This is a genomic window from Nisaea denitrificans DSM 18348, from assembly GCF_000426505.1.
Taxonomy (GTDB): Bacteria; Pseudomonadota; Alphaproteobacteria; order Thalassobaculales; family Thalassobaculaceae; genus Nisaea; species Nisaea denitrificans.
In genome coordinates, this window is record NZ_AUFM01000011.1 from 681,507 (window position 1) to 703,865 (window position 22,359).

General features: G+C 60.2%; 22 protein-coding genes and 1 tRNA gene. 18 read left to right on the forward strand and 5 right to left on the reverse strand.

The genetic code is table 11. From position 1 onward, the window contains the following. Positions 1–124 precede the first annotated feature (124 nt). The 3 genes from K328_RS0104050 (at position 125) to K328_RS0104060 (ending at position 1,135) form a co-directional block, all read left to right on the forward strand. Positions 125–436 carry an integration host factor subunit alpha gene (locus K328_RS0104050; RefSeq protein WP_036553124.1) on the forward strand — a complete coding sequence of 104 codons (312 nt, stop codon included), beginning with the start codon at positions 125–127 and terminating at the stop codon, positions 434–436. Between the two features lie 20 nt (positions 437–456). Beyond that, positions 457–972, forward strand: a complete 516-nt coding sequence (locus tag K328_RS22500) for a MerR family transcriptional regulator (RefSeq protein ID WP_051284443.1) — start codon at positions 457–459, stop codon at positions 970–972. Between the two features lie 86 nt (positions 973–1,058). After that, positions 1,059–1,135: transfer RNA gene (locus K328_RS0104060), tRNA-Pro, on the forward strand. A 44-nt stretch (positions 1,136–1,179) separates the two neighbouring features. Here K328_RS0104060 and K328_RS0104065 read toward each other — a convergent pair. Together K328_RS0104065 and K328_RS0104070 are read right to left on the reverse strand one after the other, a co-directional pair. Then, positions 1,180–1,668 carry a hypothetical protein gene (locus K328_RS0104065; protein WP_028464874.1) on the reverse strand — a complete coding sequence of 163 codons (489 nt, stop codon included), beginning with the start codon at positions 1,666–1,668 and terminating at the stop codon, positions 1,180–1,182. A 66-nt stretch (positions 1,669–1,734) separates the two neighbouring features. After that, on the reverse strand, positions 1,735–2,025 hold the full coding sequence (locus K328_RS0104070; protein WP_028464875.1) for a hypothetical protein: 291 nt from the start codon (positions 2,023–2,025) through the stop codon (positions 1,735–1,737). Between the two features lie 146 nt (positions 2,026–2,171). Between K328_RS0104070 and K328_RS0104075 the strand changes: the two genes are divergently transcribed. Then, positions 2,172–3,377, forward strand: coding sequence for an MFS transporter (locus K328_RS0104075; RefSeq protein WP_028464876.1), 1,206 nt, complete (start codon positions 2,172–2,174; stop codon positions 3,375–3,377). 98 nt (positions 3,378–3,475) lie between these two features. Here the strand turns inward: K328_RS0104075 and trpE are convergent, their stop codons facing one another. Beyond that, a complete protein-coding gene (trpE, locus tag K328_RS0104080) occupies positions 3,476–4,984 on the reverse strand; it encodes an anthranilate synthase component I (RefSeq protein WP_028464877.1) in 1,509 nt (502 codons plus the stop codon). Continuing rightward, entirely contained in the window at positions 4,984–6,903 is a 1,920-nt protein-coding gene (locus K328_RS0104085; RefSeq protein ID WP_028464878.1) for a SurA N-terminal domain-containing protein, read from the reverse strand. Before K328_RS0104085 ends, trpE begins: the two co-directional genes overlap by 1 nt. A gap of 175 nt (positions 6,904–7,078) precedes the next feature. On the opposite strand from K328_RS0104085, the gene tpiA reads away from it, so the two are divergent. From tpiA to K328_RS0104115, 6 genes are all read left to right on the forward strand, one after another. After that, positions 7,079–7,825 (forward strand): triose-phosphate isomerase, encoded by a 747-nt coding sequence (gene tpiA / locus K328_RS0104090; protein WP_028464879.1) that lies wholly within the window; start codon positions 7,079–7,081, stop codon positions 7,823–7,825. A 121-nt stretch (positions 7,826–7,946) separates the two neighbouring features. Continuing rightward, positions 7,947–8,261 carry a preprotein translocase subunit SecG gene (secG, locus tag K328_RS0104095; RefSeq protein WP_028464880.1) on the forward strand — a complete coding sequence of 105 codons (315 nt, stop codon included), beginning with the start codon at positions 7,947–7,949 and terminating at the stop codon, positions 8,259–8,261. Between the two features lie 102 nt (positions 8,262–8,363). Next, positions 8,364–9,998 (forward strand): CTP synthase, encoded by a 1,635-nt coding sequence (locus K328_RS0104100; RefSeq protein WP_028464881.1) that lies wholly within the window; start codon positions 8,364–8,366, stop codon positions 9,996–9,998. 34 nt (positions 9,999–10,032) lie between these two features. Beyond that, complete coding sequence (gene kdsA / locus K328_RS0104105) at positions 10,033–10,875, forward strand: 3-deoxy-8-phosphooctulonate synthase (RefSeq protein ID WP_036553128.1); 843 nt, start codon at positions 10,033–10,035, stop codon at positions 10,873–10,875. A 16-nt stretch (positions 10,876–10,891) separates the two neighbouring features. Continuing rightward, positions 10,892–12,295 (forward strand): tetratricopeptide repeat protein, encoded by a 1,404-nt coding sequence (locus K328_RS0104110; RefSeq protein ID WP_028464883.1) that lies wholly within the window; start codon positions 10,892–10,894, stop codon positions 12,293–12,295. Between the two features lie 121 nt (positions 12,296–12,416). Next, positions 12,417–12,965, forward strand: a complete 549-nt coding sequence (locus tag K328_RS0104115) for a GNAT family N-acetyltransferase (protein WP_028464884.1) — start codon at positions 12,417–12,419, stop codon at positions 12,963–12,965. 98 nt (positions 12,966–13,063) lie between these two features. Here K328_RS0104115 and K328_RS0104120 read toward each other — a convergent pair whose 3' ends face one another. After that, positions 13,064–13,537 (reverse strand): cupin domain-containing protein, encoded by a 474-nt coding sequence (locus tag K328_RS0104120; protein WP_028464885.1) that lies wholly within the window; start codon positions 13,535–13,537, stop codon positions 13,064–13,066. A gap of 166 nt (positions 13,538–13,703) precedes the next feature. Here K328_RS0104120 and eno point away from each other — a divergent pair, with 166 nt between their 5' ends. The 8 genes from eno to lipA all read left to right on the forward strand — a co-directional run bounded on the left by eno (position 13,704) and on the right by lipA (position 22,357). Beyond that, complete coding sequence (gene eno / locus K328_RS0104125) at positions 13,704–14,987, forward strand: phosphopyruvate hydratase (protein ID WP_028464886.1); 1,284 nt, start codon at positions 13,704–13,706, stop codon at positions 14,985–14,987. A gap of 166 nt (positions 14,988–15,153) precedes the next feature. Then, positions 15,154–15,570: an FtsB family cell division protein gene (locus tag K328_RS22505; RefSeq protein ID WP_051284445.1), complete on the forward strand. Its 417-nt coding sequence runs from the start codon at positions 15,154–15,156 to the stop codon at positions 15,568–15,570. 146 nt (positions 15,571–15,716) lie between these two features. Next, the gene (gene pdhA / locus K328_RS0104135) at positions 15,717–16,760 is read left to right on the forward strand and encodes a pyruvate dehydrogenase (acetyl-transferring) E1 component subunit alpha (protein ID WP_028464887.1); all 1,044 of its coding nucleotides are present in this window, start codon (positions 15,717–15,719) and stop codon (positions 16,758–16,760) included. Positions 16,761–16,815: 55 nt separating this feature from the next. Then, positions 16,816–18,198, forward strand: coding sequence for a pyruvate dehydrogenase complex E1 component subunit beta (locus K328_RS0104140; protein ID WP_028464888.1), 1,383 nt, complete (start codon positions 16,816–16,818; stop codon positions 18,196–18,198). A gap of 12 nt (positions 18,199–18,210) precedes the next feature. Next, on the forward strand, positions 18,211–19,524 hold the full coding sequence (locus K328_RS0104145; protein WP_028464889.1) for a pyruvate dehydrogenase complex dihydrolipoamide acetyltransferase: 1,314 nt from the start codon (positions 18,211–18,213) through the stop codon (positions 19,522–19,524). 99 nt (positions 19,525–19,623) lie between these two features. After that, complete coding sequence (lpdA, locus tag K328_RS0104150) at positions 19,624–21,021, forward strand: dihydrolipoyl dehydrogenase (protein ID WP_028464890.1); 1,398 nt, start codon at positions 19,624–19,626, stop codon at positions 21,019–21,021. 47 nt (positions 21,022–21,068) lie between these two features. Beyond that, the gene (locus K328_RS0104155; RefSeq protein WP_028464891.1) at positions 21,069–21,332 is read left to right on the forward strand and encodes a hypothetical protein; all 264 of its coding nucleotides are present in this window, start codon (positions 21,069–21,071) and stop codon (positions 21,330–21,332) included. Further along, positions 21,329–22,357, forward strand: a complete 1,029-nt coding sequence (gene lipA, locus K328_RS22510; protein ID WP_051284447.1) for a lipoyl synthase — start codon at positions 21,329–21,331, stop codon at positions 22,355–22,357. The genes K328_RS0104155 and lipA overlap by 4 nt, the downstream gene beginning before the upstream one ends. The last annotated feature ends 2 nt before the right edge of the window (positions 22,358–22,359 follow it).

Sequence of the window (22,359 nt, forward strand, 5' to 3'; positions counted from 1 at the left end):
TGATTTTGGGCTTCGTGTGGTTCGACATTAGTTAAGAAAACCGCTCCAAATTCCTGTAATAAGTAGATTAATTGACTGTCTCAGATTTCCACGATACTTTGGGCGCTCTAGGATGGGGGTGGCAATGACTGGTAAGACAGTTACACGGGCTCAACTGAGCGAGGCAGTGTACCAGGAAGTCGGTCTTTCTCGTAATGAGTCTGCCGAACTGGTTGAATCTGTGCTCGAGGAAATCGCGCAATCCTTGTCTCGCGACGAGGTGGTCAAGATCTCATCATTTGGTAGCTTTCTGGTTCGCCAGAAGGGGGAGCGCATCGGTCGAAATCCAAAGACCGGTGAGGAAGTTCCTATCCTGCCGCGTAAAGTCCTGGTCTTCAGGCCGTCTCACGTCCTCAAGAATCGGATCAACGAAGGGCTTGGCGGAGACGCCGGGTGAGTACGGAGGCATGACGCCTTATGGCTATGCAGACCGACCATCAAAGCACTGGGACTCGTAGAAACGGCAAGTCGGCCTCCGCTTTTCGTACGATCAGCGAAGTCGCCGACGATCTGGAAGTGCCTCCGCACGTCCTCCGCTTCTGGGAAACCAAGTTCTCGCAGGTGCGGCCGCTGAAGCGCGGCGGCGGACGCCGGTATTATCGACCGGAAGATGTCGATCTCCTGCGGCGCATTCGCACGTTGCTGTATCAAGACGGCTACACAATCAAGGGCGTTCAGAAACTGCTCAAGGATGGTGGCGCCCGTGCGGCCCTCAGGCATGATGAAGGTGGCGAGTACGATCCGGAAATTCCGGGGCCGTCCGCCGCACGTGCGAGTGAGGACATGGAACCTACCTTGCCGCTCGAAGCCGCCATTCAAGAGGCCTCCGGGGCAGAATCCGCTCCGATTGGCACGGACGCATTACAGGAGGTCCGCACGGCCCTTGGTGAGCTGCAATCCCTGAAGAAAGCCCTCGACAAGGTGCGCCGCTAAGCACTGACAGGCGTGTTGAACTCGGAGGATGCGAAGGCCCTTGCGTCCGGGTGTCCGACGGGCTAGAGAAACCCCTCCAGATCGGTCGGAGCGTAGCGCAGCCTGGTAGCGCACTTCACTGGGGGTGAAGGGGTCGTGGGTTCGAATCCCGCCGCTCCGACCAAATCTCTGTAAAATTCGGAATGGATCCGTGGGCGGCTATCAGCCTTATGGCCACGGTATGTCTGCTGGAACCATGCCGACACGCTTGAAATAGGCGCCGAAACTGGTGTCCGGGCCAACCAGGCTGTGCACCAGCTTGGCGATCTGCATGCGCCGCTCCGGAACCTTGTAGGGCGGCGTGTCCGCGTTCAGGGGCTGCGGTAGAATGCAGCGCCAGTTGTCGACGGCGATCAGCTTTTCCCGATAGACCAGCGCGCCATTGAACAGGAAGTCGAGGATGACGGTGTCGCCTCGTTTGTTCGCCAGCTTGTCGAGCCAGGGTTCATTGTAGTTTTTGTTTGCGACCAAGCCCCAGGCCATTGAAAACCTGACATCTTCCGTGAAATTCAGCAGCATATTGTGTTCCTGAAGTTCAAAGTCCGAGCCCGGCGTGCTGGACGGAACGATGCGGTGCATGAAGGTCGGAACGTTCGAGGCGCGCCATTGATCGGGTTTGCTGCCGATGATGGTGCTCAGATATTCCTCAAGTGTCATTCCGCTCCCTCTCTGTAGCTGTGCGTGGATAGTGCTTTTCGCTTCGTGCGTCGCACTTGATGACGCCTAGCCAGGGTTCTTTCCGTCAAGAACGGCGCGACCCTGATCTGTAATTTTACAGACCAGCCAGTTTGGTTTCAGCGGGTTTTCGAACCAAGGCTCGGCCCAGCCGTGATCCAGACAGGACTTTACCATGCGATCATTGACCCGCTGCCCTTCCGTGGTGAAGAGCGGCAGTTTTCCGCCTGGTTCACCAAGACCGCGCGCGAGCCAGGAGATCTGGGCCTTTGTCGGGCGCCTGACTTTGCTGGAAGTCGATTCTTTACGAGAGGGCGATGTGTCGGACTTTGAAGGCATTGCAATGGTTCCCGGCCGCCCGACGCTCGGGCAAGTCAGGCGGTATCGTAAATGCCTGCTGGAATGAGTCAAATGCACAAAGAAGAGTTGTGACGCTATCGGCTTACTGCGACGATTGGGAGTTCATGCTTTTGTGGAACCGTCACATGAGTCCTCTCTCGGATCGCCTGTCGCTCGGCTTTTCCAGCATCGGGCACTTCTATTCGCATTTCTTCATGCTGCTCTATCCGACGGCGGTGATTGCGCTGCAGCCGGTTTTCAATGCGCCCTATCATGAGCTTATCGGGCTTATGTTCCTCGGAAACCTGCTGTTCGGACTCTGCGCAATTCCGGCCGGATATCTCGGGGACCGCTGGAGCGCGACGGGAATGATGGTGGTGTTTTTTCTAGGCACGGGCTCCATGTCGATCCTCACGGGATTTGCGACATCTCTATTCCAGATAGCGGCCGGCCTGACGGCGATTGGCTTTTTTGCGGCGATTTATCATCCGGTTGGCATTGCCTGGGTTGTGCGGCACGTGACCAATCGCGGCAAGGCACTCGGAATCAACGGTGTTTTCGGCAGTCTGGGTGTGGGATCCGCTCCGCTAATTGCCGCTCTGCTCGCGGATCTCGGGTCATGGCGACTGGCCTTCATCATCCCGGGGATTATCTGCGTCCTGACGGGCCTGTTTCTGACTGTCGGTGTCTGGAAGGGATGGATCGAGCGCGATACGCGCAAAGATGCGCCCATGGCTTCCGAGACTACCCGTAAGGATATGCGGCGCGGCGCGCTGGCTCTGGCCGTTACGGTGTGCTGCTCGGGCCTGATCTACCAGGCAACGTCCTTTGCCCTGCCGAAGCTGTTCGAGGACCGCTTGGGCTCGGGAGGGGGGCTTGTGGGGATCGGTCTGCTGGTCTCGGCTATCTATTTCTGCTCGGGCGGGGCGCAGATTGCCGGCGGATGGCTGGCCGACAAGTTCAACAAGAAGCGGGTTTATGTGACTGCCTGGGTTCTGCAGGTCCCTCTGCTGGTGATCGTGGCATCGCTGCACGGCTGGCTGTTGTTCCCGGTCGCGGTCTGCATGGTGCTGTCGAATACGATCGCTGTTCCGACGGAGAACGCCCTGTTCGCCCGCTTCACGCCGCCCGCGTGGAGAGGCACGGCGTTCGGTGTGAAGTTCCTGCTGACACTTGGTGTTTCCGCGGGCGCGGTGCCGTTGCTCGCCTGGGTCTACAGCGTAACCGGTGATTTCCAGTGGCTGTTCTTGATCCTGGGTGCCCTGGCTGTGACAGCGCTTGCCGCGGCAGCGTTGCTGCCGACGGAAGACGCGCCGAACGCACCGGAGCTGGCCGCTGAGCCGGCGGAATAGGGCAGTTTTAGAAAGAGTCTTTAACTGACTGTTTCATATTGAATTTTTAACGTTTCATGACGCTCTTTGCGGTCACGATGTGAATGTGAAACAGTTTGTCAGCTTGCGCGAGCTGCGAACTTTACGGCCTCTTCGGCGGCTCGGAACAGGGCCCGGGCCTTGTTCACTGATTCCTGATACTCGCCTTCCGGATCACTGTCCGCGACAACACCGCCGCCAGCCTGGACGTACATGGTGCCGTCCTTCACCACGGCGGTTCGCAGGGCGATACAGGTATCCATCGAGCCGTTGGCGCTGAAATAGCCGACCGCGCCCGCATAGACGCCGCGCCGTGACTTCTCAAGTTCGTCGATGATCTCCATTGCCCGCACCTTGGGCGCGCCGGAGACTGTTCCGGCCGGGAAGCCGCCCCAGAGAGCGTCGAGCGCATCCAGATCCTCCCGCAGTTTGCCGTCGACATGGGAAGCGATATGCATGACGTGGGAATAATACTCGATCACGAACTGCTCGATGACCTTGACCGTGCCGATCTTGGAGACCCTCCCGACATCGTTCCGTCCGAGGTCCAGCAGCATCAGATGTTCGGCCCGCTCCTTCGGATCGGACAACAGTTCCTGGGCCAGTGCCTTGTCTTCCTCGGCCGAGGCACCGCGCTTGCGTGTGCCGGCGAGGGGGCGCAGCGTGACGTCGCCGTCCCGCACGCGGACCAGAATTTCCGGACTGGAGCCGACGATCGAGAAATCGCCGAAATCGAAATAGAACAGGAATGGTGACGGGTTGAGCCGGCGGAGAGAGCGGTAAAGCGCCAGTGGCGGCAGCTTGAACGGTACGGAGAAACGCTGCGAAGGCACCACCTGAAACGCGTCGCCGGCGGCGATATAGTCCTTGGCCTTCTCCACCATCTGGTGGAATTCCTCGTGCGTCGTATTCGAGGTTGGCTCGGGCAACGGCGTCGCTTCGCCGACGCCTTGGCGGGTTAAGGGCAGGTTCCGGTCGAAATCCTGCAGCACGTCCGCCAGCAGCGCGCGCGCGGCGTCGTAGGCCGCTTCCGCAGACATACCCTCGCTCGGCCGCACGGGCGTCACAATGGTGACGACATCCTCGAGCCGGTCAAAGATGCAGATGATCGTCGGGCGGAGGAACAATCCGTCGGGAACGCCAAGATCGTCGGGGTTCTTGTCAGGGATGCGTTCCGCCAGGCGAACGGCGTCATACCCCATATATCCGAACAGGCCTGAGGCCATAGGCGGCAGGTTCTCGGGCAGCTCGAATTCCGATTCCGCGAGCAGGCTGCGGAATGAGGTCAAAGGGTCTTCAGCGCATGGCTCAAAGGCGTGCGGATCAATCCGGGCCTGCCGGTTGATTTCCGCCTGGTCCTTCTTGAACCTCCAGATAACGTCGGGCCGCAGACCGATGATCGAAAACCTGCCGCGCACGCTGCCGCCTTCGACGGATTCCAGCAGGAACGAGTTCGCCCGACGTTCGGCCAGTTTCATCATGGCCGACACCGGAGTCTCCAGGTCCGCCACAAGCGTGGTCCAGACGACCTGAGGCGCCCCGTCCGCATAAGTCTTGGAGAACGGGACGAGTTCCGGTGAAACTTGCATTAGAACAGCCCGCCGCTTTGCTGCGGGGAAGCTCCGCCACTCAGGCCCACACCCTCGATGACGCTGAGGGGCAGGGCAGGGTTGATGGACACGTCGTGGGTCTTGCGCAGCGCTGCGATGAGACTCTCAACGGCATCCGATGCAATCCCGGCTTTCAGCTGCTGGCCAAGCGGACCCTCGGCCTCGTCGCTCAGTTCGGCGTCCTGGATCGCGGAAAGCTCGGTGATATAGACTTGGGTCAGATCTTCGGACATGCCGATATCGCCGACCTTCAGGCCAAATGCGATTTCCGCGACATCAGCCGGTGCACCTTCCGGAAGACCGTCGCCCGTGCGGGAAAACGGCTCGGTTGTGACAACATCGTATCCAGCCTGCTCGGCAGCTGCGATCAGGCCGCCGGAGGCGGATGCCTTCACCAGCTCCTGCGCCCGTACGAGGTTCGCGGCGGCCCGCTGCTCTTCCATGTAATTGAGCTTTACCTGCTCTTTCACGGCGTCCATCGGGCGGATGGCGGATTCGGAAATGCCGTCAATGCGCAGGATGAAATATCCGCCGTTACGTGTTTCCTCAAGCTGGCTCTGATCGTTCAGCGGCGTTGCGAAAAGCGACGTGCGGAAGGATGGATCGCGAGCAATTCCATCGACCTGATTACCGTCGGCATCCCGACCCTGATCGTCGAGCGCGGCAAAAGTCTGCACATCGACATCGACCGCTTTCGCGGCTTCCTCGATGGTATCTCCGCCGGCCAATGAATCTTCGATCTGGTTGGCGATCTCGAAAATACGGTCCAGAGCGTCGTTCTGCGCGAGATCTTTTTTGAGACGGTCTTTCACTTCGGCGAAGGGCTGTGTGCTCTCCTCGGCGATATCCGTCACGCGGAATATATGCCAACCCAGATCGCTCTCGACCGGTGCCGTCGGTACATTCAGCTCGGCGCCGAAGATCGAATCGGCGAGGGCTGTCCCATCAAGATCAGCGCGGGTGATCGTCCCGAGCGACAGCGCGCCGGCGGGCAAATCTGCGATGTCCTTGGCGACTGCCTCGAAGCTCTGCCCCTCGTTAAGAGCGGCAGAGGCTTTGTCTGCTGTCTCTTTATCGGCGAGGAAGATTTGATCGACCGTGCGCCGCGCGTCGGTGCGGAACTCGTCCAGGCGGACTTCATAGGCTTCCTTCAGGCGATCTTCCGATACTTCTATATCGGCAGCCAATGCCTCAGGAGTGAGGGAAAGGACGGTCGCGGAGCGATATTCCGGAGCCCGGTACCTTTCCTTGTTCTCGTTATAGAAACTGTCGAGCGCGCTGTCGGTCGGTGCTGCCGGCTCAGGCAGGCTTTTCACATCGAGAGTAACCAGTTTGGCCACGCGGCGCTCGTTTCGGTAGCGGTAAAGCAGATCGGTCACGACCTTCGGCGCTTCGACACCGGCGGTCACTGCGTTGACGATCTGGTCGCGCATGATTTCCTCACGCAGCAAACGCAGGAACCCGTCCTCACTCAGTTGAGCGCGGTAAAGTACCTGACGGAAGAGATCCGGATTGAACTGGCCAGTCTGGTCCTTGAAGGCCGGCATTTCGCCGATACGCTGACGGACCAGGTCCTCACCGACGGCAAGACCGAGGTCATTGCTTTCAGCGATGAACAGGGCGCGGTTAGCAAGATCGTCCATGACCTGTTCGAGGAGGCCAATCTCGGCAGCTTCCTGGGCGGTCATCTGCAGGCCGGTCGTGCGCCGTACGCGCTCGAACTCGTCCAGCACCTCGGCTGTGGTGATTTCGACACTGCCAACTTCGATCGCAGCCTTGCCGGTCGGCGAGCCGAGGAAGATATCCCCGATGCCCCAGACAGCGAAGGATGCAATCAGCAGAACAAACAGCGCCTTGACGAAGATCGATGTGACGCGGGATCGGATCAGTTGAAGCATGAGTAACGTCGCGGCCTTTTCGGGTTTCACGGGCCCCTGCGGGGAGGCGCATAATAGAAGCGGGGCAATCCTCGCTGCAACTCGCAATTCTGCGATGATTTCCAGCCTCCCTCAGACGAGCCTTCTGTGCTAAGCCGGACTTGCCATTCGTTCAAGTCCAAGGGAAGAGACTGAGATGACGCGCCGTGCCCTGATCGCCGGAAACTGGAAGATGAATATGCTGCGTGCCGATGGCGAGGCTTTGGCGGCTGCCTTGGCCTCAGGCGTGACGCCGGGGGCTGAGGCTGATCTGCTGGTCTGCCCTCCGGCGACCCTTATCGCGCCGGTAGCGGCAAAGCTGTCGGGCAGTTCGGTTTCTGTCGGCGGGCAGGATTGCCATATGAACGAGAGCGGCGCCCATACCGGCGATATCGCGGCTGCAATGATCAAGGATCTAGGCGCGACCTATGTAATTGTCGGTCATTCCGAGCGGCGGGCTGATCACGCCGAAAGCGATGAAATCGTTAAAGCGAAAGCTGCGGCAGCGTTGGCTGCGGGGCTGACCCCGATCATCTGTGTCGGAGAGACCGAAGCACAGCGCGATGCGGGCGAAGCCGAAGCGGTCGTCGGAAGTCAGATTCGCGGGTCGGTTCCCGAATCGGCCAGCGAAGACACGATCGTGATTGCTTACGAGCCTGTCTGGGCCATCGGCACCGGCCGGACGCCGACCGTGAATGACATAGCCGCCATGCATGCCCATATGCGGAAGGTGGCCGGAAGTGTTCTAGGCGGCTCTGACAAGCTTCGTCTGCTCTATGGCGGCTCCGTGAAACCGGGAAATGCCTTGGAAATCCTGGGGCTTGAGGATGTCGACGGTGCCCTTGTCGGCGGCGCCAGCCTCAAGGCGGAGGATTTTCTCGCCATCGCCGCGGCTGCAGCGTAAAGCAGCGAAACAGAATTCGCCCTAGCCAAGCGCGGGCGGGGAAGCTAAAACGCGGCTTCAATGATTATGCCTTTCGGGGCGCGTCTATGTCGCAGCGTCGAAAGAGAGCCTGGAAAGAACCATGATCGAAGTCCTGCTTGTCGTTCATCTGATGATCGCTTTGGCCCTTGTCATTGTCGTTCTGCTGCAGCGGAGCGAAGGCGGCGGGCTAGGCATCGGTGGCGGCGGCGGTGCTGGTGGCGGTTTCATGTCCGCGCGCGGTACGGCCAACCTGCTGACCCGCAGCACGGCAATTCTCGCTGCCTGCTTCTTCGGGACCAGCATCCTGCTCGCGATTCTCGCTGAAACGAACAATCGTGGCTCGATCGCCGACCAGGTTCCGGTGACTTCCGAGCCCGCGGCTCCGACTGGTCCTGCAGCTCCAGTCTCTGAATAACTCTTAGTTTCCGGCGTGTTCCGCGCCCCGCTCGAAAACGGGCGGGCGAACGGGCGCGTTTTGTCTATGTCAGTTTCATCAATTCGGATATAACGCAGCTCCATGTCTCGCTTTATTTTCATCACCGGCGGCGTGGTTTCCTCCCTCGGCAAAGGTCTCGCCTCGGCGGCTCTCGGCTCGCTCCTGCAAGCCCGCGGCTATAAGGTCCGGCTGCGCAAGCTTGACCCTTACCTGAACGTGGATCCGGGCACCATGAGCCCGTATCAGCACGGCGAAGTCTTCGTCACCGACGACGGCGCGGAAACCGATCTCGATCTCGGCCATTACGAACGCTTCACCGGGGTCTCAGCGACCAAGAATGACAGCGTGTCCACTGGCCAGATCTATATGGACGTGATCTCGCGAGAGCGGCGCGGCGATTATCTCGGCGCCACCATCCAGGTCATTCCGCACGTTACCGACGCCATCAAGGAATTCTGCAAGTCGAATCTCGGCGACGAGGATTTCGTGCTTTGCGAGATCGGCGGCACGGTCGGTGACATTGAGAGCCTGCCATTTCTGGAAGCCATCCGTCAGCTCGGCAACGAGCTTGGCCGTGAACGCTCCCTGTTCGTGCACCTGACGCTGGTGCCTTGGATTGCTTCGGCCGGTGAGTTGAAGACCAAGCCGACCCAGCACTCGGTCAAGGAACTGCAGAGCGTGGGTATCCAGCCGGATATCCTGCTGTGCCGTTCCGAGCATGAGATCCCGGTCGAGCAACGCCGCAAGATCGCTCTGTTCTGCAACATCCGTCCGGAAGCCGTGATCCCGGCGCTCGACGTCGATTCGATCTATCACGTGCCGGTCGCCTATCATAACGACGGGTTCGACGTTGAGGTTTGCCGCCATTTCGGATTGCTGGAAGAGGGCGAGCCGGAACCGGATCTGAGCCGTTGGACCGATATCACTCAGATCGTCCGTAATCCGGAAGGCACGGTGAAGATCGCCGTCGTCGGTAAATATACCAGCCTGCTGGACAGCTATAAGTCACTTGCGGAATCCCTGACCCATGGCGGTATCGCCAACAAGGTCAAGGTGGAGCTGGACTGGATCGATAGCGAGATCTTCGAGCGCGACGACACCATTCACCGGCTTGAGGATGTCCACGGCATCCTGGTGCCCGGCGGATTTGGTGAGCGCGGCGCCGAGGGCAAGGTCAAGGCAGTCACTTTCGCCCGAGAGCACAAAATTCCCTATTTCGGGATCTGTTTCGGCATGCAGATGGCGGTGATCGAAGCCGCTCGTGCGCTGGCCGGAATGGAAGGCGCGGGTTCGACCGAGTTCGGCCCGTGCGAGCTTCCGGTTGTCGGCCTGCTGACCGAATGGGTGCGCGGCAACGAGACAGAGCAGCGCGCGGCCGACGGCGATCTCGGCGGTACCATGCGGCTTGGCGCCTATGATTGTCGCCTGGTCGCGGATTCCAAGGTGCGCGAGATTTACGGCTCCGAGATGATCAGCGAGCGCCACCGGCATCGCTATGAGGTGAACATCAATCACAAGGCGGCACTGGAGGCGGCCGGGTTGCTGTTCTCGGGCCTGTCGCCGGATGGCGAGCTGCCGGAAATCGTCGAGCTGCCGGGGCATCCCTGGTTCATCGGCGTGCAGTTCCACCCGGAACTGAAGTCGAAGCCGTTCGATCCGCATCCGCTTTTCACAAGCTTTATCGAAGCCGCCGTCACTCAGTCCCGCCTCGTTTAGGGGTGGGCGCCGTGCGGCGTCTCTGGAGAACCCCATGACTGCGAAGACCGTCTCTGTCGGATCCGTCAGTTTCGCGAACGACAAGCCCTTTGCGCTGATCGCCGGTCCCTGCGCCATGGAGAGCCGGGCGCATACGATGGAGATGGCTGAGGCGCTCACTGGCCTCTGTAATGAGCTCGGCATCGGCTTTGTCTACAAATCCTCTTACGACAAGGCGAACCGGACCAGTGCGGGCTCCGATCGCGGTATCGGCATGGAAAAAGGCCTGCCGATCCTGGCCGAGGTGCGGGAGAAATTCGGCTGCCCGGTGCTGACTGATGTGCATGAGCCATCCCATTGCGCCATTGCCGCCGAGCATGTCGATATCTTGCAGATCCCAGCTTTCCTGTGCCGTCAGACTGACTTGCTGCTGGCCGCCGCGGCGACAGGCAAGGCAGTGAATGTGAAGAAGGGCCAGTTTCTTGCGCCCTGGGACATGCCCAATGTCGCGGCGAAGGTCGCCAGCGCCGGTAACGAGAACATCCTGCTGACGGATCGCGGCACCAGCTTTGGCTACAACACGCTGGTCAGCGATATGCGCGGCCTGCCGACCATGGCCAAGACCGGTTATCCGATCATCTTCGACGCGACTCATTCGGTGCAACAGCCAGGCGGGCAGGGCGGTACGTCCGGCGGCCAGCGTGAATTCGTGCCCGTTTTGGCGCGGGCCGCGATTTCCCTCGGGATTGCGGGTGTTTTCATCGAGACCCATGAGGACCCGATGAGCGCGCCAAGCGACGGGCCGAACATGGTTCCCCTTGCGGAAATGCGTGCTCTGCTGGAAACTCTGAAGGCATTCGATACTCTCGCGAAAGCGAACCCCATCTCTCTCGAATAAGCCTCAGGAGCGGAAAATGCCGGTTTTCTCGGATGGTCTCGGACTTTCAGTCACAGCCTCTTCCGAAGAAGCCGCCGCGGCTTTCGGCAATACCGTCGACGGCTATGTCCGCTTTACCCGCGACACCGGAGACCGTCTGAAAGCAGCCCTCACGGCCGATCCGGACATGCCTCTCGCACATGTGACCAAGGGCTATTTCATGAAGCTCTTCGGGACCAAGGCGATGGCGTTGCGGGCGGACAAGGCGCTCGGTACCGCGAAAGACCTCTCTTCCACGATTGCCATCACCGACCGGGAGCAGGGCCACCTTACCGCCCTGGATGCCTGGTGTGCCGGCAATATCGACGGCGCGGCTGACGCCTGGGAAGGTGTCCTGCTCGATCACCCGACGGACATCCTCGCCCTCAGGCTCGCTCACTTCGCGCATTTCTATGCCGGAGACGGCACCAAAATGCGGGACAGCGTTGCCCGGGTCTTGCCGTCCTGGGATAAATCACAGCCGCTCTACGGCAACCTGATCGGCATGTACGGCTTCGGTCTCGAAGAGTCCGGCGATTACCGCCGTGGCGAGAGGATGGCCCGCGAAGCTGTCGATATCGACCCCAAGGATGCCTGGAGCGTCCATGCCGTCGCTCATGTGATGGAAATGGAAGGCCGGCACCGGGAAGGGATCGACTGGATCCAGGGGCTGGAGCCGCACTGGAGTTCCGTCCACAATTTCCGCTTCCATGTCTGGTGGCACCGCACGCTGTTCCACCTCGAGCGGTATGAATTCGACACCGTGCTGGAGCTCTATGACAGCCAGGTCGCGAGCGACCTTGAGGCAGACCAGTATCTCGACGTGGTGAACGCGGCGGCTCTGCTCTGGCGCCTGGAGCTTTACGGCATCAAGGTCGGGCCGGAGCGCTGGTCCGCGCTGGGGGAGCTCGCCAAAAACCACCTGGATGACCACGAGTTGGTTTTCGTCAGCCTGCATTACCTGATGGCACTTCTCGGCGCTGGCCGGATGGAAGAGGCGGGTGAGTTGGTCGAAAAGCTGCGCGCCTACGCGGACGGGGAAGGCACCCGCGACGAGACCCAGGCGAAGGTCACGAAAAAGGTCGGCCTCGCCCTGGCCGACGCCATGACCGCCATCCGCACAGGCAACCCGTCCCGCGCCGTCTCGCTGATCTGGCCGGTGCGCTACGACATCCGCCTGATCGGCGGCAGCCACGCCCAGCGTGATGTATTCGAGGAAATGCTCGTCGATGCCAGCCTGAAGGGCAACGATCCCCGGATCGCCCGCGCCCTGCTTGCCGAACGCACCACACGCAAGCCGAACAGCGCCTGGAGCTGGCAACGCTATGGGGACGCGCTGGGGGATGCTCCCGAGGCGACGGGCGCCAAGGCCCGCGCGGACGAGCTGCTCGCACAAGCCTGACGACAGTCACTTTTCTGGATCGTTATCCCTAACCCCGATCCGGGATCCGCGGATCATAGGGCGGCGCGCGCCATCCCATGGATCCCGATTTTCATCGGGATGACGAATTGAGGGGGAAAGAATGGAAGCCACTAATTTACTCCCAACAGAAATCGAAACAGAGCGGCTGACGTTGCGAAAGCCGCGTCTTGAGCATGCAGAAGAGATTTTTGCGACCTATTCTGCCGATCCGGAAGTCACGACGTTTCTAACTTGGAAGGCGCATGATAATCCCCGGCAGACACGGGACTATTTGAGTGCGTGTCTTGCAGAATGGTCATCAGGTACGGGTTACCCCTACGTTATTACACTTAAAGCGAAGCGGGATGCTCCCATCGGAATGATCCATGCGCGGATGAACAACCACGGTGCGAACATGGGGTATGTTCTTGCCAGGAGTTTCTGGAACATGGGGTACATGACAGAAGCTCTGATCTGTCTCTCCGATCTATTGTTATCGAAAGAGGGTGTCTTCAGGGTGTCATCCTTTTGTGACGTCGATAATGCGGCATCCGCATGCGTCATGGAAAAAAGCGGTATGCTATTTGAGGGGATATTGAAGCGTTACTCACCGTTAGCGAATAACGCTTCGGAGCCGAGAGACTGCCGGATGTACGCCAGAACCAGATAGAAACGGCTCGCTGGCATATTGTCCGGGCGGCGGTTCTCTGAAAGTCGCTCTTTGCGAGCCTTCAAACTGCACCGCCGGGCCTTAAGCGCCGTAACTCCTCAATAGGGCGTGCCATCTTTTTTCTGGAACTGATGGTCGCCGTCGACCCAGTCGACGCGGAGATCGAGCCCCGGGTAAGCCACCTGATCGCCGGGTGTCCGGTCTCCGATCTCGAGATAGCTGGCCGGCGCATCGGTTCGGTTCACCAGACAATGCGCGTCGGGTCTGTTCTTCGGGAAAGCGGCGCACATGCCGGGCGTCAGAACCTGCTCGCCCGCATCGGTGATCAGAGTCAGCTCGCCGGAGACGATGAAGACGAACTCGTCCTGCATGGTGTGCCAATGACGCAGGGCGGACTCCTGTCCCGGGGGTACGGTTGTCAGGTTGACACCGAAATTGACCAGCCCGCCGAATTCCCCGAGTTGGCGCTTCTCGCGCTTCTCGCTGCCATCCTGAAACTGTGGAGGATAGCTGCTGCCGATCCGTGCCGGGACATCCATCGGATCGAAAGCCGGTTTCGTCGGTTTGTTCATTATTCTCTCTCCTGCCTTATTGGTTAACAGGATCATAGAAGAGACTTGTTCTCACACAAAATCACCGCGACGGCATTGCAACCTTTCGCCGCGCCGAGTATGCCTCTTCCCGCCGGGTTTTCCGGCGATTTCAGATCCGATCATCGTCTTTCTGGAGAACGAACCCATGAGCGCCATCGTCGATATCACCGGACGTGAGATTCTCGACAGTCGCGGTAACCCGACCGTCGAGGTCGATGTGACCCTTGAGACCGGTGCCATGGGCCGCGCCGCCGTGCCTTCCGGCGCCTCGACCGGGGCCTATGAGGCTCTGGAGCTGCGCGATCAGGATGCCGGGCGCTATGGCGGCAAGGGCGTGCTGCAGGCCGTTGATGCGGTGAATGGCGAGATCTTCGACGCGCTCTACGACATGGATGCGAGCGAGCAGATCGAGATCGACCGGACAATGATCGATCTGGATGGTACGGACAAGAAAGAGCGTCTGGGCGCCAATGCGATGCTGGGCGTTAGCCTTGCCGTTGCCAAGGCCGCTGCCGCCGATCACGAGATGCCGCTCTACCGCTATATCGGCGGAGCTTTCGCCCATCTGCTGCCGACGCCGATGATGAACATCATCAATGGCGGCGCCCATGCGGATAATCCGATCGACTTCCAGGAATTCATGATCATGCCGGTCTCCGCCGAGACGCTGGCTGATAGTGTGCGCGTCGGTGCGGAAGTGTTCCACGCGTTGAAGAAGAAGCTTTCCGAGGCTGGGCACAGCACCAATGTCGGGGACGAAGGTGGTTTCGCGCCGAACCTGAAGAGCGAGGAAGAAGCTCTCGGTTTCGTCATGTCCGCAATCGAAGCGGCGGGCTACAAGCCGGGTGACGACGTTGCCATCGCGCTCGATCCTGCCTCGACGGAATTCTTCAAGGACGGCAAGTATGTGCTGGCCGGGCAGGGCAAGACGCTGGATGCTGGCGGCATGATCGATCTCTATGAGGATCTCTGCGCCCGTTTCCCGATCGTTTCCATCGAGGACGCGTTGTCCGAGGATGACTGGGACGGCTTCAAGGCCCTGACAGATCGTATCGGCGGCAAGGTCCAGATCGTCGGAGATGATCTGTTCGTTACCAACCCGGCGCGGTTGCGCGAGGGTATTGCCATGGGGGCGGCCAACTCCATTCTGGTGAAGGTGAATCAGATCGGCACCCTGAGCGAAACCCTGGAGACCTGCGAGACGGCGCATAAGGCGGGTTACACCACGGTCATGTCTCACCGCTCCGGCGAGACCGAGGACTCAACCATCGCGGATCTTGCCGTTGCCGTGAATGCTGGTCAGATCAAAACTGGCTCGCTCTCCCGTTCCGACCGGATGGCGAAGTACAACCAGCTGATCCGGATCGAGGAAGACCTTGGCCGCGCGGCCCGCTATGCAGGCCGCGCAGCCCTCGGCCAGCGCGCCTGATAATTTCCGCGTGACAATTCAATCCGGGGGCGACTTGATCGCCTCCGGGTGAGTCCTTTTGGCAACATGTTGTTCTGATTGAGAACCTTAAATCGCAGGTTCTCATTACGTTCACGTTGACCGTCCGATTCGCGAGTGATTCACTCTGGATCATTGGAGACAGGTCATGACCCTCGCATTCGAGATCAAGCGGCGCGCACGGCATGTGGTTGGCCCGGTAATCGGCTGCCTGCTCCTTGGCTATTTCGTTTTCCATTCCGTTGAGGGCGATCGCGGTATCCATGCCTGGCGTGCGCTCGACAGTAAGATTGAGGTCGCGGAAGCGAAGCTCGCTGTGCTGAAAGGCAAGCGCGAGGCGCTGGAAAAGAAGGTCGCCATGCTGCATCCGGACAGCATTGATCAGGACCTGCTGACAGAGCAGGCGCGCAGGGTGTTGAACTACCTCGATCAGGACGATTTCGTGATTTCCGGAATGTCGGCCACCGGGGCTCCAAAATCAATTGGTGCAATGCAGCAAACCATTGATGCAGCGCAGCAATTTCCGAAAGTGCGCGCAATTTCAACGGCTTCCGACGCTAATTAACCACAAACTGGTTAAATATAGGATATCTGTTTATTTTCAATAAGTTAACTCTATTGAAAATCTAGGTAAATTGCATTACTTCTCTTTCTGTATTTTATGAGGTGTCAGTGTTCACCGACGCCTTGCTCCGCTCGAAAGGGAGAGAGATGGCTCAAGCGAAGTCAGCTGCCGGCGCAGGCCGCAGCACACCCACACGGACTCGTAAATCCCGAGCTGCCAAGCCACCCAAGAACAATGCTGCGGAACTGCTGCCGTTTTATCGCGACATGCTGCTGATCCGCCGGTTCGAGGAAAAGGCGGGGCAGATGTACGGGATGGGGCTCATCGGCGGCTTCTGCCATCTCTATATTGGCCAGGAAGCTGTTGTTGTCGGTATGCAATCCGCCATCGGCAAGGGTGACAAGGTGCTGACAAGCTATCGTGACCACGGGCACATGCTGGCCTGCGGCATGGATGCGCGCGGCGTCATGGCCGAGCTTACCGGCCGGATTGGAGGGTATTCCAAGGGCAAGGGCGGCTCGATGCACATGTTCAGCCGTGAGAAGGACTTTTACGGCGGCCATGGCATCGTCGGGGCGCAGGTGCCAATCGGAGCGGGTCTCGCCTTCGCAAACAAATATAACGGCACAGACCAGGTCAGCCTGACCTATCTCGGCGATGGCGCTTTGAACCAGGGCCAGGTCTACGAGACCTTCAATATGGCCGCGCTCTGGAAGCTGCCGGTTATCTTCATTATCGAGAACAACAAATACGCCATGGGTACATCGGTGACCCGGGCGGCAGCCGGTGTTTCGCTCTATCAGCGCGGCGCGGCCTACGGCATTCCGGGTGCGGAAGTGGACGGCATGGACGTTGTCGCCGTGCAGGAAGCGGCGGAGAAGGCTGTCAAGCACTGCCGTTCTGGCAAGGGTCCGTACATCCTCGAAATGAAGACCTATCGCTATCGCGGCCATTCCATGTCCGATCCGGCGAAATACCGGACCAAGGACGAGGTCAACAAGATGCGTCAGGAGCACGATCCGATCGATCAGTTGCGGGCAACGCTGCTGGAAATAGGGGTCGCGGAAGAAGAGCTGAAAGGCATTGACCGCGAAATCAAGGCGATCGTCACCGACGCCGCCGATTTTGCCCAGTCGAGCCCGGAGCCGGATCCTTCCGAACTCTTCACGGACATCCTGGTCGAAGCCTGAGTAAGCGCGCGCTGCCCGCGCAGGGTTCTGCGCGGCGCCGCGGGAGGAAAAGCGAATGAGCGTACAAATCCTGATGCCGGCCCTGTCGCCGACCATGACCGAGGGAAAGCTTGCCACCTGGATGGTCAAGGAAGGGGATAGCGTTGCCGCTGGTGACGTGATTGCCGAAATCGAAACCGACAAGGCGACCATGGAAGTGGAAGCCGTGGACGAAGGCGTCATCGGCAAGATCCTGGTTGCCGCCGGGACCGATGCCGTGGCGGTGAACACACCGATTGCCGTGTTGCTGGAAGAGGGCGAAGACGCAAGCGCCGTCGACAGCGCGCCCGCCGCGCCGGCGCCGGCTCCTGCCGCCGCCGAAGCACCCGCCGCCGAGCCTGCCCCCGCAGCTGCAGCACCGGTTGCTCCCGTCGCTGTGGTGCCGGCAAGCGACGAAGACAAATATTTCGACGAAGTGAAGACCCAGACCATCCGCGAGGCATTGCGCGATGCCATGGCCGAGGAAATGCGTAGTGACGACAAGGTTTTCGTCATGGGCGAAGAGGTCGCGGAATATCAGGGTGCCTACAAGGTGACCCAGGGCCTGCTACAGGAATTCGGTGACAAGCGGGTGATCGACACACCGATCACCGAGCATGGTTTTGCGGGGCTTGCCGTCGGTGCGGCCTTTGGCGGCCTGAAGCCTGTTGTCGAGTTCATGACATTCAACTTCGCCATGCAGGCCATCGACCACATCATCAACTCGGCAGCGAAGACGCGCTACATGTCCGGCGGCCAGATGGGGTGCCACATGGTGTTCCGCGGCCCGAACGGCGCCGCCGCACGTGTTGGCGCGCAGCACTCCCAGTGCTATGCCAGCTGGTACGCGCATTGCCCGGGCCTGAAAGTGGTCTCTCCCTATTCGGCGGCTGACGCCAAAGGGCTTCTGAAATCCGCCATCCGCGACCCGAACCCGGTGATCTTCCTTGAGAATGAAGTGCTCTACGGCCAGTCCTTCGACGTGCCGGTGAGCGAGGATTTCACGGTTCCGATCGGCAAGGCCAAGATCGTCCGCGAAGGCACGGACGTGACCATCACGGCCTTCTCCATCATGGTCGGCAAGGCACTGCAGGCTGCCGAGAAGCTGGCGGAGCAGGGCATCAGCGCCGAGGTCATCGACCTGCGCACCATTCGCCCGCTCGATACAGCAACAATTGTCGCTTCGGTGCAGAGGACCAACCGTCTCGTGACCTGCGAGGAAGGCTGGGCTGCTTGTGGCATTGGTGCCGAGATTGCCGCGCAGGTGATGGATCAGGCTTTTGATCATCTCGATGCACCGGTAGCGCGTGTCGCGGGTGAAGATGTTCCGATGCCGTACGCGGCCAATCTTGAACAACTGGCTCTGCCGCAGGTGGAGAACATCGTCGAGGCGGTAAAATCCGTCTGTTATCGCGGTTAAGGGAGAGACGAAATGGCCATATCCGTTCTGATGCCAGCCCTGTCGCCGACAATGACAGAGGGCAAGCTTGCCACCTGGCTGGTGGCCGAGGGCGACAAGATTTCCGCCGGTGACGTGATCGCTGAGATCGAAACCGACAAGGCAACCATGGAAGTCGAGGCTGTCGACGAAGGCGTTCTCGGCAAAATCATCGTTGCCGCCGGCACCGACAACGTTGCGGTCAACGCTCCTATCGCCGTGATCCTTGAAGAGGGTGAAGACGCGGGCAACGTCGATATGGACGCCGTCGCCGGTAGCGGCGGTCCCGCTCCGAAAGCGGAAGCCAAGCCCGAACCGGCTCCAGCTCCGACCGCAGCGGCTCCGGCGCCCGCCGCTCCGGCACCGAAACCCGCTCCGGCCCCTGCTGCTGCCGCGTCCGGTGACCGTGTCTTCGCCAGCCCGCTGGCCCGCCGTATGGCAGAGCAGGCCGGGCTCGACCTTGGTCAGATCGCGGGCTCTGGCCCGAATGGCCGGATCGTGAAGCACGATATCGAGGAGGCCATCGCAGGTGGGATCGGCAAGGCTGCTCCGGCAGCTGTTGCGGCCGCGCCGGCTCCGGCACCGTCTATCGGTTCCGCTCCGAGCCCGGACGTTCCGGGGCTGCCGGCCTTCGACGAAATTCCGAACACCAACATGCGCAAGGTCATCGCCAAGCGCCTGACCGAGTCCAAGCAGTTCGCCCCGCACTTCTATCTGACTGTCGATTGCGAGATCGATGCTCTGTTGAACGTGCGCAAGGAACTCAACGCCAAGCTCGACGGCGAAAAGGTCTCGGTGAACGACCTAGTCATCAAGGCGTCCGCGCAGGCTCTGAAGAAAGTACCGGCTGCCAATGCGAGCTGGACCGACGAGGCGATCCGGATCTTCAAGTCTGTCGATATTTCGGTCGCAGTTGCTATCGAGGGCGGTCTGATCACCCCGGTTATCCGAGATGCGCAGAACAAGGGTGCACTCGATATTGCCCGGGAAATGAAGGACCTCGCGTCCCGTGCCCGTGACGGCAAGCTGATGCCCGAGGAATACCAGGGCGGCACCTTCTCGATTTCCAATCTCGGCATGTTCGGGATCAAGGATTTCTGTGCCGTGATCAACCCGCCACAAGGCGCGATCCTGGCCATCGGTGCCGGAGAACAGCGTCCGGTCGTCAAGGACGGCGCGCTGGCCGTTGCCACGGTCATGAGCTGTACGCTCTCGGTCGACCACCGGGTTGTCGACGGTGCGGTCGGGGCCGAGTTCCTGGCCGCCTTCAAGAAGCTGATCGAAGATCCGCTGACCATGCTGCTCTGAGGACTCGGGCGGCGGATAGCCGCCCGTTCCATCTCAGGCGTTTCCAATATCCGGAGCCGGACAGGTCCAAGGGGCACCGGCTTCGATCCGGAGGAAGTTATGGCTGACACCCAGTTCGATATCCTAGTCATCGGCGGCGGGCCGGGCGGTTACGTGTCCGCAATCCGTGCTGCCCAGCTCGGCATGAAAACGGCGCTGGTCGAGCGCGAGCATCTTGGCGGTATCTGCCTCAACTGGGGCTGTATTCCGACCAAAGCGCTGCTGCGCTCTGCCGAAATCTTCGATCACATGAAGCATGCCGAGAGCTTCGGCCTCAGTGCCGGGAATATCGGCTTCGACCTCGACAAGGTGGTCCAGCGCTCCCGCGGGGTTGCCAAGCAGCTCAATCAGGGCGTCGGGCACCTGCTGAAGAAGAACAAGGTCACGGTCTTCATGGCGGCGGCCAAGCTCGCCGGCCCCGGTAAGGTCGAGATCGACGAGAAGGGCAAGAAGCAGACCCTTTCAGCCAAGCACATCATCCTCGCCACCGGCGCCCGTGCCCGCGATCTGCCGGGCCTCGAAGCGGACGGAAAGCTGGTCTGGAACTACAAGCACGCGCTGGTCGCGGACACCATGCCGAAGCGGCTTCTGGTTATCGGGTCCGGTGCTATTGGAATTGAATTTGCCAGCTTCTTCAATAGTCTCGGGGCTGACGTTACAGTCGTTGAGGTGATGGATCGAGTGCTCCCGGTAGAGGATGCCGAGATCTCAGGCCTGGCTCACAAGGCCTTCGAGAAGAAAGGCATGAAGATCATGACCGGGGCCACGGTGAAAGGCCTCAAGCGCGGCGCCAAGGAAGTCGTGGCGACCATCGAGATGGGTGGCAAATCCACCGAGCAGACTTTCGACCGGGTGATCTCCGCTGTCGGTATCGTCGGCAATGTCGAGGATCTCGGCCTTGAAGGCACGAAGGTGAAGGTCGACCGCACCCATGTTGTGATCGACGAGTGGTGCCGCACCGGTGAGCCGGGCGTCTATGCCATCGGCGATATCGCTGGAGCACCCTGGCTGGCCCACAAGGCGAGCCACGAAGGGGTTATTTGCATCGAGAAGATCGCCGGTCTGAAAGATGTGCATCCGCTCGACGTGAAACGCATTCCGGGCTGCACCTATTGCCAGCCTCAGGTCGCCAGTGTCGGTCTGACCGAGGCGGCCGCGAAAGCGGCAGGGTATGAGCTGAAAGTCGGCCGTTTCCCGTTCATGGGCAACGGCAAGGCGATTGCCCTTGGTGAGCCGGAAGGTCTTGTGAAAACCGTGTTCGATGCCAAGACCGGGGAGTTGCTCGGTGCGCATATGATCGGCGCGGAAGTGACCGAGCTGATCCAGGGCTACAGCGTGGCCAAAACGCTGGAGACAACAGAGGTCGATCTGATGCATACGGTGTTCCCGCATCCGACCCTGAGCGAGATGATGCACGAGTCGGTCCTTGACGCTTATGGGCGTGCGGTCCACTTCTAGAATGATTGCGGCCGCGTATCGGTCTTGCACAATGCGGGTATGACTTGATGGATCTGGATCTGAAACGGATCAAGTCACTGGAAGGCGTAACGGCTATTCTGGTGCGGAGCAGTGCGGAAAACGAGGGTGATATTTCGCAGGAGCTTGTCATCAAGGTAAACTTTCCGCTCGACGGTCCGGACAGCGGAAAGCACCGGAAGAAGGCGGACGCGGTCATCGAGATCGCCGAAGAGGTCATCTCCGCTGACGACTATTTCGACCGCGTCACGATCGAGCAGGTGCTCTGGTCGCGGGAAAGAGAGCTGCAATGAGCGAAAGCCAAGTAAAAGCGCCTCGTATCGGCGCCGCCCGCCATCCGGAAAAAGCGCATCGCCCCGATAACGAGGTCAAGCGGAAGCCGTCCTGGATCAGGGTCAAGGCGCCGACCTCGAAGGTCTATCTCGAGACCCGGCAGCTCATGCGCGACCACAAGCTGGTCACCGTGTGCGAGGAAGCGGCCTGCCCGAATATCGGCGAGTGCTGGTCCAAGAAGCACGCGACGATGATGATCCTTGGCTCGGTCTGCACCCGCGCCTGCGCCTTCTGCAACGTTGCCACGGGGCGGCCGGACAAGCTTGACCCGCATGAGCCGGACGAGGTGGCGGAAGCCGTTGCCAAGCTCGGCCTGCGCCATGTGGTCATCACCTCGGTCGACCGGGACGATCTGGACGATGGCGGGGCAGGGCATTTCGCCCAGGTGATTCGCAAGATCCGCCAGATGTCGCCGGAGACCACCATCGAAGTGCTGACGCCGGACTTCATGCGCAAGGATGGCGCACTGGAGATCGTCGTCGATGCCCGCCCGGACGTTTTCAATCACAATCTGGAAACCGTGCCGAGGCTCTATCCCTCGATCCGTCCCGGTGCCCGTTATTTCCATTCCTTGAAGATCCTCGATCGGGCGAAGGAGCTTGACCCGACGATCTTTACCAAGTCCGGCCTTATGGTTGGTTTGGGCGAAACGAAGGAAGAGATGTATCAGGTGATGGATGACATGCGCTCTGCCGATGTCGATTTCATCACCCTCGGCCAGTATCTGCAGCCGACCCCGAAACATGCGGTGGTCGACCGTTTCGCCACACCGGACGAGTTCGAGGCCTACAAGAAATCGGCTTACGGGAAGGGCTTCCTGATGGTGGCGTCATCTCCGCTCACACGCTCCTCTTATCATGCGGACGAGGATTTCGCCCGGATGCGTGCGGAGCGTGACCGGCGCCTTATCGGCGACCAGGGGAGGGTGCGTGCCGATTTGTCGCTGACAGATCTTGCTGAAATGGCAGTATCCGCGTCCAAATGACG

Excerpts from the sequence above, each read along its gene's own strand:
- K328_RS0104050 (WP_036553124.1), top strand. The coding sequence starts at position 125 with ATGACTGGTAAGACAGTTACACGGGCTCAACTGAGCGAGGCAGTGTAC.
- K328_RS22500 (WP_051284443.1), top strand. The coding sequence starts at position 457 with ATGGCTATGCAGACCGACCATCAAAGCACTGGGACTCGTAGAAACGGC.
- K328_RS0104065 (WP_028464874.1), bottom strand. The coding sequence starts at position 1,668 with ATGACACTTGAGGAATATCTGAGCACCATCATCGGCAGCAAACCCGAT.
- K328_RS0104070 (WP_028464875.1), bottom strand. The coding sequence starts at position 2,025 with ATGCCTTCAAAGTCCGACACATCGCCCTCTCGTAAAGAATCGACTTCC.
- K328_RS0104075 (WP_028464876.1), top strand. The coding sequence starts at position 2,172 with ATGAGTCCTCTCTCGGATCGCCTGTCGCTCGGCTTTTCCAGCATCGGG.
- trpE (WP_028464877.1), bottom strand. The coding sequence starts at position 4,984 with ATGCAAGTTTCACCGGAACTCGTCCCGTTCTCCAAGACTTATGCGGAC.
- K328_RS0104085 (WP_028464878.1), bottom strand. The coding sequence starts at position 6,903 with ATGCTTCAACTGATCCGATCCCGCGTCACATCGATCTTCGTCAAGGCG.
- tpiA (WP_028464879.1), top strand. The coding sequence starts at position 7,079 with ATGACGCGCCGTGCCCTGATCGCCGGAAACTGGAAGATGAATATGCTG.
- secG (WP_028464880.1), top strand. The coding sequence starts at position 7,947 with ATGATCGAAGTCCTGCTTGTCGTTCATCTGATGATCGCTTTGGCCCTT.
- K328_RS0104100 (WP_028464881.1), top strand. The coding sequence starts at position 8,364 with ATGTCTCGCTTTATTTTCATCACCGGCGGCGTGGTTTCCTCCCTCGGC.
- kdsA (WP_036553128.1), top strand. The coding sequence starts at position 10,033 with ATGACTGCGAAGACCGTCTCTGTCGGATCCGTCAGTTTCGCGAACGAC.
- K328_RS0104110 (WP_028464883.1), top strand. The coding sequence starts at position 10,892 with ATGCCGGTTTTCTCGGATGGTCTCGGACTTTCAGTCACAGCCTCTTCC.
- K328_RS0104115 (WP_028464884.1), top strand. The coding sequence starts at position 12,417 with ATGGAAGCCACTAATTTACTCCCAACAGAAATCGAAACAGAGCGGCTG.
- K328_RS0104120 (WP_028464885.1), bottom strand. The coding sequence starts at position 13,537 with ATGAACAAACCGACGAAACCGGCTTTCGATCCGATGGATGTCCCGGCA.
- eno (WP_028464886.1), top strand. The coding sequence starts at position 13,704 with ATGAGCGCCATCGTCGATATCACCGGACGTGAGATTCTCGACAGTCGC.
- K328_RS22505 (WP_051284445.1), top strand. The coding sequence starts at position 15,154 with ATGACCCTCGCATTCGAGATCAAGCGGCGCGCACGGCATGTGGTTGGC.
- pdhA (WP_028464887.1), top strand. The coding sequence starts at position 15,717 with ATGGCTCAAGCGAAGTCAGCTGCCGGCGCAGGCCGCAGCACACCCACA.
- K328_RS0104140 (WP_028464888.1), top strand. The coding sequence starts at position 16,816 with ATGAGCGTACAAATCCTGATGCCGGCCCTGTCGCCGACCATGACCGAG.
- K328_RS0104145 (WP_028464889.1), top strand. The coding sequence starts at position 18,211 with ATGGCCATATCCGTTCTGATGCCAGCCCTGTCGCCGACAATGACAGAG.
- lpdA (WP_028464890.1), top strand. The coding sequence starts at position 19,624 with ATGGCTGACACCCAGTTCGATATCCTAGTCATCGGCGGCGGGCCGGGC.
- K328_RS0104155 (WP_028464891.1), top strand. The coding sequence starts at position 21,069 with ATGGATCTGGATCTGAAACGGATCAAGTCACTGGAAGGCGTAACGGCT.
- lipA (WP_051284447.1), top strand. The coding sequence starts at position 21,329 with ATGAGCGAAAGCCAAGTAAAAGCGCCTCGTATCGGCGCCGCCCGCCAT.